At 67.2% G+C, this 14196-nt stretch carries 13 protein-coding genes and 1 riboswitch; of the genes, 8 read left to right on the top strand and 5 right to left on the bottom strand.

The window, feature by feature from the left end; all coding sequences use genetic code 11:
- Nucleotides 1–104 precede the first annotated feature (104 nt).
- Nucleotides 105–674 (bottom strand): LytR C-terminal domain-containing protein, encoded by a 570-nt coding sequence (locus C8258_RS28790; protein WP_036506311.1) that lies wholly within the window; start codon nt 672–674, stop codon nt 105–107.
- Between the two features lie 54 nt (nt 675–728).
- Entirely contained in the window at nt 729–1082 is a 354-nt protein-coding gene (locus tag C8258_RS28795) for a DUF3263 domain-containing protein (RefSeq protein WP_106957837.1), read from the bottom strand.
- Nucleotides 1083–1208: 126 nt separating this feature from the next.
- Between C8258_RS28795 and C8258_RS28800 the strand changes: the two genes are divergently transcribed.
- The 3 genes from C8258_RS28800 to C8258_RS28810 are packed head-to-tail and all read left to right on the top strand — an operon-like array spanning nt 1209 to nt 3652.
- Nucleotides 1209–1799: a peptide deformylase gene (locus tag C8258_RS28800; RefSeq protein ID WP_036506316.1), complete on the top strand. Its 591-nt coding sequence runs from the start codon at nt 1209–1211 to the stop codon at nt 1797–1799.
- Nucleotides 1789–2778, top strand: a complete 990-nt coding sequence (locus C8258_RS28805; RefSeq protein ID WP_106957838.1) for a GNAT family N-acetyltransferase — start codon at nt 1789–1791, stop codon at nt 2776–2778. Before C8258_RS28800 ends, C8258_RS28805 begins: the two co-directional genes overlap by 11 nt.
- A gap of 22 nt (nt 2779–2800) precedes the next feature.
- On the top strand, nt 2801–3652 hold the full coding sequence (locus C8258_RS28810; protein ID WP_106957839.1) for an exodeoxyribonuclease III: 852 nt from the start codon (nt 2801–2803) through the stop codon (nt 3650–3652).
- Here C8258_RS28810 and C8258_RS28815 read toward each other — a convergent pair.
- Together C8258_RS28815 and C8258_RS28820 are read right to left on the bottom strand one after the other, a co-directional pair.
- On the bottom strand, nt 3633–4271 hold the full coding sequence (locus tag C8258_RS28815) for a hypothetical protein (RefSeq protein WP_063001136.1): 639 nt from the start codon (nt 4269–4271) through the stop codon (nt 3633–3635). The two genes, C8258_RS28810 and C8258_RS28815, sit on opposite strands and share 20 nt — an antisense overlap.
- Before the next feature lie 112 nt (nt 4272–4383).
- Nucleotides 4384–6210, bottom strand: coding sequence for an acyl-CoA dehydrogenase (locus C8258_RS28820; protein WP_106957840.1), 1827 nt, complete (start codon nt 6208–6210; stop codon nt 4384–4386).
- Nucleotides 6211–6499: 289 nt separating this feature from the next.
- Between C8258_RS28820 and C8258_RS28825 the strand changes: the two genes are divergently transcribed.
- The 5 genes from C8258_RS28825 (at nt 6500) to thiC (ending at nt 13404) form a co-directional block, all read left to right on the top strand.
- The gene (locus tag C8258_RS28825; RefSeq protein WP_063001144.1) at nt 6500–7126 is read left to right on the top strand and encodes a TetR/AcrR family transcriptional regulator; all 627 of its coding nucleotides are present in this window, start codon (nt 6500–6502) and stop codon (nt 7124–7126) included.
- A 125-nt stretch (nt 7127–7251) separates the two neighbouring features.
- Nucleotides 7252–8460, top strand: coding sequence for a homogentisate 1,2-dioxygenase (locus C8258_RS28830; RefSeq protein WP_106957841.1), 1209 nt, complete (start codon nt 7252–7254; stop codon nt 8458–8460).
- The gene (locus tag C8258_RS28835; protein WP_233225409.1) at nt 8457–9638 is read left to right on the top strand and encodes a fumarylacetoacetate hydrolase family protein; all 1182 of its coding nucleotides are present in this window, start codon (nt 8457–8459) and stop codon (nt 9636–9638) included. The genes C8258_RS28830 and C8258_RS28835 overlap by 4 nt, the downstream gene beginning before the upstream one ends.
- A gap of 124 nt (nt 9639–9762) precedes the next feature.
- Nucleotides 9763–11556 (top strand): long-chain fatty acid--CoA ligase, encoded by a 1794-nt coding sequence (locus C8258_RS28840; RefSeq protein ID WP_106957843.1) that lies wholly within the window; start codon nt 9763–9765, stop codon nt 11554–11556.
- Between the two features lie 93 nt (nt 11557–11649).
- Nucleotides 11650–11776: riboswitch (TPP riboswitch) on the top strand.
- Nucleotides 11773–13404 (top strand): phosphomethylpyrimidine synthase ThiC, encoded by a 1632-nt coding sequence (gene thiC, locus C8258_RS28845; RefSeq protein ID WP_106957844.1) that lies wholly within the window; start codon nt 11773–11775, stop codon nt 13402–13404. It overlaps the preceding riboswitch by 4 nt.
- A 116-nt stretch (nt 13405–13520) precedes the next feature.
- On the opposite strand, the gene C8258_RS28850 is transcribed toward thiC, so the two are convergent.
- Nucleotides 13521–14162, bottom strand: a complete 642-nt coding sequence (locus C8258_RS28850; protein ID WP_106957845.1) for a TetR/AcrR family transcriptional regulator C-terminal domain-containing protein — start codon at nt 14160–14162, stop codon at nt 13521–13523.
- Between the last annotated feature and the right edge of the window lie 34 nt (nt 14163–14196).

Below are 14196 nucleotides of genomic sequence, written 5' to 3' on the forward strand. Positions count from 1 at the left end.
TTACGAGTACCGAGTTTACGAGTAGTGCTGGTTGAACAGATTCCTTACCGGACAAGATGATGCCAGAGCCGTTGTGCACCGCACTGGTGGGGCTCGGTTGGGTCCTAGTTACCCGTGACGATGACGATGATGCCCGGCGGCGAGTCCGCGATTCCGGCGAAACGCGGCTCGGCCGATACGCCCAGCTCATTCGCGATCGCCTGGGCCGTCTCCCGTTCGTGCGGGGAATTTCCGTAGTAGACAGTTGTTTTCGCGATCACACCGCCGGGGTAGTTGCCGGTCTCGGTGACGTCGAAGCCCGCCGCGGTGAGCTGGCTCCCGGTCTTGGAGGCCAGGCCGGCGACGGTGCTGTTGTTCAGCACCCGGACCGGGACGGTCTTGTCCACACCGGCCGCGGTGCTGGTCGGCGCCGCGGTGGTCGTCGTGAGCGTGGTCGCCGGCGCCGCGGTGGTCGTGGCCGCCGTCGTCGAGGGCGTCGTGGCGGCAGCGCGGGTGGTGGTGACCGGGGCGGCCGTCGTCTCGGTATCCGACGAGGTCTCCGCGGCAGCGGAATCGGACGTCGAATTCGACAGCGACATCGCGCCGAGGCCCGCGAAGACGATGGCCAGCGCGATCAGCACCATCGCGAGTGCTCGCAGCGGCGGTCCACCGGTGGGCGGATTCGGGTTGCTCACGGTGTCGACCCTAGTCGCAGGGATGAGCGAGCGCGCGCATCGGACATCCGCCGGTCAGACCTGGAAGCCCAGCCGCCGCGCCGCCCGCGATTTCTGCCGGCTGGCCCGCAACCGGCGCAGCCGTTTCACCAGCATCGGATCGACGGCCAGCGCCTCGGGCTTGTCGACGACGGCGTTGAGGACCTGGTAGTAGCGGGTGGCCGACATCGCGAACAGATCCCGGATGGCTTCTTCCTTGGCGCCCGCGTACTTCCACCACTTGCGCTCGAAATCGAGGATTTCCAGTTCGCGGCGGGTGAGACCGTCGACCACGCCACCCTCGGGGGCTGCCCCGACCGCTGCCGCGATCTCTCCGCTCGCGGAGCTGTCCTCGCTTGCGGATAGATTCCGGGCCGCTGCGCTGTCCATATCGCTCCCTCGCCGAATCAACAACGGACGACAGTCGTCGTCATTCAACCACGCGGCACACCCCTTCACCGAGGCGTCGTACGGCGTGTCGGGCCGCACACGCGGCGCCGCGTAAAGTGTGCCACCATGGCGATTCTCCCGATCCGCATCGTCGGCGATCCGGTTCTGCACAACCCGACAGCGCAGGTGTCGCAGTCGCCGGCCGAACTCGCCGGCCTGATCGCGGACATGTACGAAACCCTCGACGCCGCCAACGGAGTCGGGCTCGCCGCCAATCAGGTCGGTGAATCGCTGCGGTTGTTCGTCTACGACTGCCCCGACGTGCAGCCCGACGGTTCGGTGCGGCGGCGGCGCGGCGCGGTGATCAATCCGGTGCTGGAAACCTCCGAGATCCCCGAAACCATGCCCGATCCCGACGACGACGAGGAGGGCTGCCTCTCCGTTCCGGGCGAGCAGTTCCCCACCGGCCGCGCGGACTGGGCGCGGGTCACCGGCACCGATGAACACGGCGAGCCGGTGACGATCGAGGGTGAGGGGTTCTTCGCCCGCATGCTCCAGCACGAGGTCGGCCACCTCGACGGGTTCCTCTATGTGGACGTGCTGATCGGCCGCAACGCCCGCGCCGCGAAGAAGGCGATCAAGCGCAACGGCTGGGGCACACCGGGTTTGAGCTGGGTACCGGGCGAGGTACCGGATCCGTTCGGGCATGACGACTGACCGTCCCGATATCCCGATCGGGCGCCGGGTGGTGGTGCGGTACCGCCTGCCCGAGGGTTATCCACAGCAGTTCACGGATGTGATCGGCGAGCTCGTGGCACCGGATCCGGTGCAGGTCCGCACCGCCGACGGCACCGTGGTGACCGTCGCCACCGATCGGGTGGTGGCGGTGAAAGCACTGGGCCCGCGGCCGATTCGGATCGGTGACATCCGCGCGCTGGAAGCGGCGGCCATCGACGGCTGGCCCGGACTCGAACAGGCCTGGTTCGACGGCTGGCTGTGCAGCATCGGCAACGGGTACACCCATCGCGCGAATTCCGCTGTGCCGCTGGGTGAATCGGGGCACAACGCCGCCCTCGACATGCGTACGCTGCACCGCATCGGCGAGTGGTACACCGAACACGGCCTGCCGCTGCAACTTCGGCTCCCCGATCGCCTGGCACCGGTGCCGCCGGGCTGGCTCACCTGGGGCGAGACGATGGTGCTCGGCATCGATATCTCCACGTTCGTCCTGCCGCAGGGGCCGTCGATGGTCCGCATCGACGAGGGCCCGCATCCGGCGTGGCTGGAATTGCACCGGCACCGCGGCGAGGACACCGTCGACGTGGCCGCGCCGCTGCCGGACACCGGCGTGCTCACCGCGGTCCGCGACGGTGAACTCGGTTTCGCCGCGTTGGGCCTGCCGACCCCGCTGGCGATCGGCCGCGGCGCCCTCACCACCGCCCCCGACGGCCGCCGCTGGATCGGGCTGAGCTGCCTCGCGGTCGCCGCACCACACCGCCGCCACGGCCTGGGCACCCTCGTCTGCGCCGAGCTGATCAATTGGGGCTACAAACGCGGCGCCACCCACGCCTACGTCCAGGTGGAGGCGGACAACGCCGCCGCCCTCGCGATGTACCGGGAGATGGGCTTCGTGGACCACCACAACTACCGCTACGCCGCCCCCGACCCCGACGCGGGCCGCCACCGGCGGGAGTGAATCGGGCGACTAATCTCGCTTCATGCGGTTGGCCACCTGGAATGTGAATTCGATTCGATCTCGCGTGGATCGGGTGGTGTCGTGGCTGGACCGCGCGGATATCGATGTGCTGGCCATCCAGGAAACCAAATGCCGCGACGACCAGTTCCCGGCCGAGCGGTTCGAAGAGGCCGGCTACGAGATCGTGCACACCGGCTTCAGTCAGTGGAACGGGGTGGCGATCGCCTCCCGGGTGGGCATCGACGACGTCGAGGTCACCTTCCCGGGCCAGCCCGGATTCGACAAGGACGCCGAGGCCTCGCTGCTGAGCGCGCCGGTGGTGGAGGCCCGGGCGATCGGCGCCACCTGCGGTGGCGTCCGGGTGTGGAGCCTGTACGTACCCAACGGGCGCACGCTGACCGATCCGCACTACACCTACAAGCTGGAATGGCTTGCGGCTCTACGTGATTCCGGGGAAGCGTGGCTGCGGGCCGATCCGTCGGCGCAGATCGCACTGTGCGGCGACTGGAATATCGCCCCCACCGACGACGACGTGTGGTCGCCGGAATTCTTCGCGCACAAGACGCACACCTCGGCGCCGGAGCGCGCCGCGTTCGATGCCGTCGTGGCGGCGGGATTCACCGATGTGATGCGCCCGTTCGCGCCCGGCCCGGGTGTCTACACCTACTGGGACTACACCCAGCTGCGCTTTCCGCGCAAGGAGGGTATGCGCATCGATTTCGTCCTCGCCTCACCCGCGCTGAGCGCCCGCGCCGTCGACGCCGGCGTCGACCGTGAGGAGCGAAAAGGGAAGGGCGCCAGCGATCACGCACCCGTGGTGGTCGAATTCTCGGAGCGGCAGCCGGCGCCGGGGGTCAGCTCTGCCGGGTCTTGATGGCGTCGTGGGAGATGTAGACGTCGTAGCTGCCGGGCATCGCGATCACCGCGTTGCCGTATGCCGAGCGGATGAACGGTTCGGTGTACCAGCTGTGATCGCGCATATCGGTGAAGAAGTCACCGTCGCCGCCGTTGAGCATGGTCTGGTGCTGACTCACCGCGGTGCCGTCGAGGCGCTGCCCGTAGAGCCGGGTCACCTTGTAGCCGGAATGGAAGCCGAGCGCGTTGACCCACGGCTCCAATTCCACGATATCGGCCTGTAGCGCCCACAGATCGCCCTCGATCCGATAGGTCTGACGGGTCTCGTCGTGATGACCGTCGCCGTAGAGCGTCAGCTCCACATCGAGGGTATGGTCGCTGCCCGCAACGCTTTTCACGACGACGTGCGCGGCCTTCACCTCTCCGGTCAGCCCGAGGTAGGTCTGCAGCAGCGTCACCGCCCACAGCAGGACGACCGCCACCAGTAACACGACGAGCCCGCTCGCGCCGCGCCCGATATGCCTGCGCCAGCCCGCTTTCCGAGCGCGGAGCACGGCCGTGACCAGCATCGCGATCGCGACGACGAAGAGCACCGCCAGCAATGCCTGGATCCAGCCGAAGGCCATCGGGAACACCATGCCGACAGTTGTACCCGCATTCGGGTACCACACGCGGGCAAGTCGGACACGAATATGCCACGGCCGGCCGGGATTTCCCGGCCGGCCGTGTGCGCGGTGAGAGCTCTTCGGCCTAGAAGGCGCCCTCCTCCATCTGCATGATGTCGGTGTCGAGGTTCTCCACCACGGCCCGCACACCGCTCAGCAGCGGCAGCTGGTTCTTGGCGAACCACGATGCGACACCGATCTTTCCGGTGTAGAACAGCCGATCCTTCTCCGACGGCTGACCGGCCAGCGCGGCCTGCGCGACCTGGGCCTGCGCGAGCAGCCGCCAGCCGATGACGAGATCGCCCACGGCATGCAGGAAACGCACCGAACCCAGGCCGACCTTGTAGATCTCCTCCGGCGTCTGCGCGGCGGCCACCAGATAACCGGTGAGCGCGGTCGCCATCGCCTGCACATCCGCGAGCGCGGCGCCCAGCAGGGTCTTCTCCGCCTTCAGGGTGTCGGGCTCGCTCTCGGCGAACTGCTGGATCAGCCCGGCGACGTGTGCCAATGCCACGCCCTTGTCGCGAACGATCTTGCGGAAGAAGAAGTCCTGCGCCTGGATCGCGGTCGTACCCTCGTACAGCGAGTCGATCTTCACGTCGCGGATGTACTGCTCGATCGGGTAGTCCTGCAGATATCCCGATCCACCGAAGGTCTGCAGCGTCTCGGTGAGGGTTTCGTACGCCCGTTCCGAGCCGACGCCCTTGACGATCGGCAGCAGCAGGTCGTTGACCCGCGCGGCGGTGTCGGGGTCGGCGCCGAAATTCGCCTGTGCCACATCGTCGTTCTGGTACGCCGCGGTGTACAGGTACAGCGCCCGCAGGCCCTCCGCATAGGACTTCTGCAGCGCCAGGCTGCGCCGGACGTCCGGGTGGTGGGTGATGGTGACGCGCGGGGCGGTCTTGTCGGCCATCTGGGTCAGGTCGGCGCCCTGGACGCGGGACTTCGCGTACTCCAGCGCGTTCAGGTATCCGGTGGACAGCGTTCCCGCCGACAGCACGCCGACCATCATGCGCGCGTTCTCGATGACCTTGAACATCTGCGCGATGCCGTTGTGCACATCGCCGACCAGATAACCGACCGCGGGCTTGTCGCCGCCGTAGGTCAGCTCGCAGGTGGGCGAGGACTTGATGCCCATCTTGTGTTCGAGATTGGTCACCAGCACGCCGTTGCGCTCGCCCAATTCCATTGTCTGCGAGTCGAACAGGTACTTCGGCACCACGAACAGCGACAGGCCCTTGGTACCCGGGCCGGCGCCCTCGGGCCGCGCCAGGGTGAGGTGGAGGATGTTGTCGGCGGTATCGCCGACGTCACCGCCGGAGATGAAACGCTTCACGCCTTCGATGTGCCAGGTGCCGTCGGGCTGCTGGACGGCCTTGGTGCGGCCCATACCGACATCGGATCCGGCATCGGGTTCGGTGAGCACCATCGTTCCGCCCCAGCGGTTCTCCCAGGCGTGCTCGGCCCACCGGCGCTGTTCCTCGGTGCCCTCGCGATAGAGCACCTGGTGCATGAGCGGGCCCATATTGAAGAAGCTGGCCGAATTGTTCGCCGCGACGAGCATTTCCTGAGTCGCCCAGATCAGCGGCGACGGGGCGTCGACGCCGCCCATCTCCTCGGGCATGCCCAGCCCGGACCAGCCGGCCTCGTTGACCGCCGCGACCGTCTTGCGCAGCGGGTCGGGCACCACGACCTCGTGCTCGGTGGCATCGAACGAGATCGGATTGCGATCGGCGTCGACGAACGATTCGGCTACCGGCCCCTCGGCCAACCGCTGCACCTCGGTGAGCATTCCGCGTGCGGTTTCGGTATCCAGATCGCCGTACGCGCCGGCGTCCAGCAGCGCACCGATCCCCAGCACCTCGAACAAGTTGAACTCGATATCCCGAATGTTCGCCTTGTAGTGCGACACGCTCAGGGCCTCCTCGCCGTCGTGGGATGTTCTCCGTCGGAGGTTGCCGTACCCGGGTTCACTTACGCAACCGTAACCGGCCGAGACTAGAGAATTCGCGGTAACTTACGCGGGCGGACCAGTCCATCCGCGATTCACTTTTCCCAATCGTGCGCCGCCTCGCGGCGATTTGCTCGGAATATGCTCGCATTCGATATCCGCGATCGGCCGCGTCCCGCCCGCACACCTGCCCGGCAGCGGCGCGATGCGACCGGCATAATCGGCCTCTACCACTGCTATCTTGTTCGCCATGGCTTCGGAATCCGCGGTGCGACCGCGTCAACGGGCCCAGCATCTCGGCCCCGAACGCCGACGCCCGCAGGTTCTGGACGCGGCGCTGCGCATCGCGGCGGACGAGGGCATCGCGGCCGTCACCATCGCCGCCGTGGCCGAACGCCTGACCGTGACCCGGCCGGTGGTCTACGCCTGCTTCGCCGACCGCGTCGAACTCATCAACGCCCTGATTCAGCGCGAGGAGGGGCTGCTGCTGGCCGGCATCATGGACGCCCTGCCACCGCGCCGGGTCGAGGCCGACGAAGAGGTCTTCATCGAGGGCTTCCGCGCCCTGCTGGAGACCGTCTCCAAGCGTCCCGACACCTGGAAACTGTTGCACGGCAATCCCGATCCGGCGGTGGCGAGTTCGTTCGGGCGCGGGCGCAGTTTCGCGGTCGAGCGGTGCACCCGCCGGCTGCGGCCCACACTGGAGGCCTGGGGAACGGTCGACGCGGAGCGCAAACTGCCCGCGCTGGTGGAGCTGTGGGTATCCGCCGGTGAGGGCGCGGTGCGCACACTGGTGACCGAGGGCGACACGTGGACGCCGCAGGATCTGGGCGCCTTCGTCGGCGCGGCGGTCTACCGCGCGCTGCGCTCGGCCTGAGCGGATGCCGCGAAACCGCGGCTCGACTGGTAGATCTGCCGACCAAACTGCGCACTCTCCGGCAATAGCGCTAGCTAAAATGGAAATCGGCGTCCATTCGACCAGCGACCCGGCGGGAGAGCGGTATGGCGTTCTATCGGCAACTGGGTTCCCTACCGCCGAAGCGGCACACCCAGCATCGTGACGACCGGGGGCAGCTGCTCTACGAGGAGCTGATGGGCGAGGAAGGCTTCACCGGGGACTCGTCACTGCTGTATCACCGCGGCCTGCCGCCGGCCATCGTCGACTCCTCCGCGTGGCGGCCGCCGAATTCGCGGACCGTGCCGAACCATCCGCTGCGGCACCGGCACCTGCGGCTGCACGAACTGTTCCCCGAGTCCGTGCTCGCGCAGACCGATGTCGTGACCGGCCGCCGCCTGATCCTCGGCAACGACGACGTGCGTATCTCCTATGTGGCGGCGCTGCGCGAATCGCCCCTGTACCGCAACGCGATCGGTGACGAACTCGTCTACGTCGAGGCCGGTTCGGGTGTGGTGGACACCGTCTTCGGGCGGCTGCCGGTGCGCGCCGGCGATCATGTGCTGCTGCCGCGGGCGACCACGCATCGCTGGCGTCCGGACGGACCGGAACCGCTGCGCGGCTATATCGTCGAGGCGACCGGACATATCACCGCGCCGAAGCGCTATCTGTCCGCATTCGGCCAGTTCCTGGAGAATGCGCCGTACTGCGAGCGGGATCTGCACGGTCCGGCCGAACCGCTGCAGGAGTCCGGTGCCGAGGTCGAGGTTCTGGTGAAACATCGGCCCGGCGCCGAAATACTCGGCACCCGCATGGTGTACGCCGATCACCCGTTCGACGTGGTGGGCTGGGACGGCTGCCTGTACCCGTACCGGTTCAACATCGCCGATTTCGAGCCGATCACCGGTCGTATCCATCAGCCACCCCCGGTGCATCAGGCCTTCGCGGGCACCAACTTCGTGATCTGCGATTTCGTTCCCCGCAAGGTCGACTATCACCCGCTGTCGATTCCGGTGCCCTATTACCACTCCAATGTCGACTCCGACGAGATCCTGTTCTACTGCGGCGGAAACTACGAAGCCCGCCGCGGTTCCGGTATCGGACCGGGTTCGGTCTCGGTGCACCCGGGCGGATATGCGCACGGTCCACAACCGGGCGCCTACGAACGCAGTATCGGCGTGGAATTCTTCGACGAACTGGCGGTGATGGTCGACACCTTCCGCCCGCTGGGTCTCGGCGAGGGCGCGCTGGCCTGCGAGGATCCGGACTATGCGTGGACCTGGTCGGGGCGCGGGCCGAGTTCGGAGCGGGCGTGACCGCGAGGGTGCGGCCCCCGGTGGCCGACGACGACCCCTTCGGACCGGACCACCTGCCGTACGGAGTCTTCGCACCACCCGGCCGGCCGTTCCGCGTGGGCGTCCGGCTCGGCGCATACGTGCTGGATATCGCTGCGCTACTGGATGATTCGTGCTTCGCGCAACCGACGGTGAACGACTTTCTCGCTCGAGGCCCGGTCCACTGGCACAGCGTGCGCGAACGATTACGGGAAGCCGCGCGCGGTCCGCTGCCCGCGGAAGCGATTCATTCGCTGGATTCGGTGCGGCTGAAGTTGCCGATATCCATCGGCGACTACGTGGACTTCTACGCCAGTATCGACCACGCCACCCGGCTCGGCGGGTTTCTGCGGCCGAACGGTGAAGCGCTGCTGCCGAATTGGCGTCATCTGCCGGTCGGTTATCACGGGCGCGCGGGCAGCGTGGTGGTCTCGGGTACGCCGGTGCGACGGCCGTGCGGGCAGCGCCGGACCGGGTCGGGCGCACCGGAATTCGCGCCCACCGCGCGGTTGGACATCGAAGCGGAACTCGGCTTCGTCGTCGGCGTCGGTTCCGAGGTCGGCACATCGATCGCGGTGGACGACTTCGCCGATCACGTCTTCGGCGTGGCGCTGGTCAACGACTGGTCGGCCCGCGACATCCAGGCGTGGGAGGGACAGCCGCTCGGCCCCTTTCTCGGCAAATCGTTCGCCACCTCGATGGCGGCGTGGATCACTCCACTCGCCGCGCTGGAATTCGCCCGGATCGCGGTGCCGGAACAAACACCCGAACCGCTTTCCTATTTACGGGGACAACAGGATTGGGGGTTCGACATCGACGTGCGAGTGCACTGGAACGGCGTCCCGGTGAGTGCGCCACCCTATCGCGCGATGTACTGGTCCGCGGCGCAGATGCTGGCCCATCTGACCGTCAACGGCGCCGGCACCCGGTCCGGCGATCTGTTCGCCTCCGGCACCATCTCGGGACCCCGGCAGGACCAGAGCGGATCGTTCATCGAACTGTCCGGCAACGGCGCCTGCCCTGTCGACGTCGGCGGCTGCGAGCGGACGTTCCTCGCCGACGGGGATACGGTCCGTCTCACCGCGACGGCCCCTGGCCCGGGCGGCGCGCGTATTGCGTTGGGCGAGGTCAGCGGCGAGATCCTGCCCGCTCGCCGCTGATCGGCGGTGTGCACCGCCTCGACGAGACTATAATGTGATAGGGATCACAGCACGCAGAACGCGGCTTTCCCATCCCGTTCAGTGCGGTGAACATCATCGGCAGCGTGGCTTGTGAGGAGCAGCTATGCGCGAATACAGCCTGCCGGCCCTGCACGAAGTTCCCCCCGGCACCACACTCGGCGACCTCGTTCACCGCAACGCCGAACAGTATCCCGACGTCGCGGTCATCGCTCGAAAACGCGACTCCCGATGGGAGGATCTGACCGCGGTCGAATTCCTCGCCGAGGTGCGAGCGGCGGCCAAAGGCCTGATCGCCACCGGTATCGAACCCGGCGACCGAGTGGCGATCATGTCCCGCACCCGGTACGAGTGGACACTGCTCGATTTCGCCATCTGGTGTGCCGCGGCCGTCACCGTTCCGGTGTACGAGACGTCCTCCGCCGAACAGGTGCAATGGATACTCTCCGATTCGGGAGCCGTCGCGGTGATCACGGAAACCGCCGCGCACACGGCCGTCGTGGGCAAGGTGCAAGAGCAGGTGCCCGATCTCGCGCACATCTGGGAGATCGAGGCGGACGCGGTCGCCACCCTCGCGCGCACCGGCGCCGAGGTCACCGACGCGGCACTGGACGAACGGCGGTCCGCGATCGCAACGGACTCTCTCGCGACCGTCGTCTACACGTCCGGCACCACCGGCCGGCCCAAAGGATGCCGGATCACCCACGGCAACTTCCTCGGCGAACTGAGCAATGCGACCGCACGCCTGCCGCAGCTGTTCCGCACGGGAGAGTCGTCGGTCCTGCTGTTTCTGCCGCTGGCCCATGTGTTCGGGCGGATCGTCGAGGTGGCCGCCGCGCTCGTACCGATCAAGATCGGTCATGTCGGCGACGTCAAGAACATCACCGAAGAGCTGGGAACCTTCCGGCCGACGTTGATCCTCGGCGTACCGAGGGTTTTCGAGAAGGTCTTCAACGCGGCACGCACGCAGGCGCAGTTGACGCACCGGGGCCGGATCTTCGACCTCGCGGCCGATACGGCGATCGCCTACAGCCGCGCCCTGGACAACGACCACATCCCGCTGGGGCTGCGCTTACGCCATCAGCTGTTCGACCGTCTGGTGTACCGCAAGCTGCGAGCCGCGCTCGGTGGCCGGGCCACGCACGCCCTCTCCGGTGGTGCGCCACTCGGCGAACGGCTGGGGCACTTCTTCCGCGGCGTCGGTTTCACGGTGCTGGAGGGTTACGGACTGACCGAAACCTCCGGAATCGCCACCTTCAATCCCGACGACCGGCCGAAGATCGGAACCGTCGGCCAGCCGGTGCCGGGCACCACGGTTCGCATCGACGACGACGGCGAAATCCTGCTGCGGGGCCCCCAGATGTTCCCCGGCTATTGGAACAACCCCGTGGCCACCGCACACACCTTCCGCGACGACTGGTTCGCCACCGGCGACATCGGCTCACTCGACGACGAGGGCTACCTCACCATCACCGGCCGCAAGAAAGAACTCATCGTCACCGCCGGCGGCAAGAACGTCGCCCCGGCGGTGATCGAAGACCGCATTCGAGCCCACGCCATCATCGGGGAAGTCGTGGTCGTCGGCGACGCCAGACCTTTCGTCACCTGTCTGGTGACCGTCGACAGCGAGCACTTCCCGATCTGGAAGCAGTTGCACGGCAAATCCTCCGAGGCCACCCTCGCCGACCTCAGCTCCGACCCGGAGCTGCTGGACGCGATCCAGGCCGCCGTCGACGACGGCAACGCGGCCGTATCCCGAGCCGAGGCGGTCCGCAAGTTCAGGCTGCTGCGCACCGAATTCACCGAGGCCAACGGCTATCTCACCCCCTCGCTCAAACTCAAGCGCAACGTGGTGCTGCGCGACTTCGCCGACGAGATCGACGCCCTGTATTCGGCGTGATGCGGCCGGTCGAATCACCGAGTCCGATCCAGGGTCCGATCGCAGGGGCAGTGACGCGCCCCACGGTCGCGCGGTACCCTCGGCCGGGTACCACATCGTGCCAACGGGGGCTCGCACCAGCGGGCTGAGAGGACGGCTAGCCCATTCGGGCGGTTCAGGGCCGTCGACCGTACGAACCTGACCGGGTAATGCCGGCGTAGGGAGGATTGAGCTCACATGTCGTCGAACCATGTCACCACGGGCCCCATCGCGGGCAGCGCAAAGCACTACGAGCAGATCGACACCGACGGGACGACGTTGCGCATCCCGGTCCGCCGGATCAACCTGACCAACGGCGAACACTTCGACGTCTACGACACCTCCGGCCCGTACACCGACGATTCGGCCACGATCGACCTGGAGGCCGGACTGCCGAAGCTCCGCGCCGGCTGGGCCCAGCCGGACGTGCCGGGACCACGTACTCAGCTGGCCTGGGCCAGAGCCGGGGCGATCACCGCCGAGATGCGGTATATCGCTGCGCGCGAAGGTGTTTCGCCGGAATTGGTTCGCGACGAGGTGGCCGCCGGCCGGGCCGTGATCCCCGCCAACCACAACCACCCCGAATGCGAGCCGATGATCATCGGCAAGAAGTTCGCGGTGAAGATCAACGCCAATATCGGCAATTCCGCGGTCACCTCCTCGATCGCCGAAGAGGTGGAGAAGATGGTGTGGGCCACCCGCTGGGGCGCCGACACCATCATGGACCTGTCCACCGGTAAGAACATCCACGAGACCCGCGAATGGATCCTGCGGAATTCGCCGGTACCGGTCGGCACCGTGCCGATCTACCAGGCACTGGAGAAGGTGAACGGCGATCCGACCCAGCTGACCTGGGAGATCTATCGCGACACCGTGATCGAGCAGGCCGAGCAGGGCGTGGACTACATGACCGTGCACGCGGGGGTGCTGCTGCGGTACGTTCCGCTGACCGCCAAGCGCGTCACCGGCATCGTCTCGCGCGGCGGTTCGATCATGGCGGCATGGTGTCTGGCCCACCACCAGGAATCGTTCCTGTACACCAACTTCGCGGAACTGTGCGAGATCCTGGCGAAATACGACATCACCTTCTCGCTCGGCGACGGGTTGCGGCCCGGTTCCATCGCCGATGCCAACGACGAGGCGCAGTTCGCCGAACTGCGCACGCTCGGCGAGCTGACCAAGATCGCGAAATCGCATGGCGTGCAGGTGATGATCGAGGGCCCGGGCCACGTTCCGATGCACAAGATCGTGGAGAACGTGCGGCTCGAGGAGGAGCTGTGCGAGGAGGCGCCGTTCTACACGCTGGGCCCGCTCGCCACCGATATCGCCCCGGCCTACGACCACATCACCTCGGCGATCGGCGCGGCGATCATCGCGCAGGCCGGCACCGCGATGCTCTGCTACGTCACCCCGAAGGAACATCTGGGGCTGCCCAATCGCGACGATGTGAAGACCGGCGTCATCACCTACAAGATCGCCGCGCATTCGGCCGATCTCGCCAAGGGGCATCCGCGGGCACAGGAACGCGACGACGCACTGTCCAAGGCGCGCTTCGAATTCCGCTGGCACGACCAGTTCGCGCTGTCGCTGGATCCCGACACCGCGCGGGAGTACCACGACGAGACGCTGCCCGCCGAACCCGCCAAGACGGCCCACTTCTGCTCGATGTGCGGTCCGAAGTTCTGTTCGATGCGCATCTCCGCCGATGTGCGCGAGTACGCGGAGAAGCAGGGGCTCACCGACGTGGAGGCCATCGAGGCCGGTATGGCCGAGAAGTCGGCCGAATTCGCCGAGGCCGGCGGAAAGGTCTACCTGCCCGTCGTGTCGTGACAGCGAAAGCTGTTGTACCGTAACGGCACTGCCGTTGCGCTGCGTGCGCCGACGCTTGCCCGCCGCCAGGGTGCGCGTCGGCGCCGCAGATGCGCCGCCGGCCCGCGGACGTCAGCTCATCGCTCGATGTTCGCGAGCGTCCGGATGCCGGTGAGGATCACGCGGACGCCGTGGTCGAATTCGTCGTTCGGATCCATGGCGGACAGCTTCGTGACCAGATTCGCCGTGCGCGGATAACGATCGCGGTCGACCGCCTGGTCGATATGCGAATAGGGGTTGTCGGCGCCGTAATCCGCACCGGTGCGCGCCTGCTCCTCGATCACGAATCCGACCGTGTAGTGCAGGACGATCGGGAAGACCCACCCCGCCTCGTCCGCGGAAAACCCCGCGTCCTCCAGTGTGCGTAGGGTCAATTCCATGGTGCGCCACATGGATTCGTCGCTGACGTAGGTACCGGCGAGCAGTCTGCCGCCGTCGCGATGCCGCAGCATCGAACTGCGCAGGCGCCCGGCCAGTTCGGCGATCCAGTCCTGCCAGGTCTCGCCCCGGCGCGGCCCCTCCACGCGGTCGACCGCGGCGGCGAAGACCGCGCGCGCCATCACATCGAGCAGTTCCTGCTTGTTCTTGACATGCCAGTAGAGCGCCGGCGCCTGCACATCGAGCGCCGACGCCACCTTGCGCATGGTCAGTCCGTCGAGCCCGGTCTCGTCCAGCAGCTCCAGCGCGGCCGCGCCGATGGCGTTGGCGTCGAGTTTCATCGCACCTCCAGTCGATTGCTTGACAGCTTAACAA

The organism is Nocardia sp. MDA0666 (genome assembly GCF_003023875.1).
In the GTDB taxonomy this organism is placed as follows: domain Bacteria; phylum Actinomycetota; class Actinomycetes; order Mycobacteriales; family Mycobacteriaceae; genus Nocardia; species Nocardia aobensis.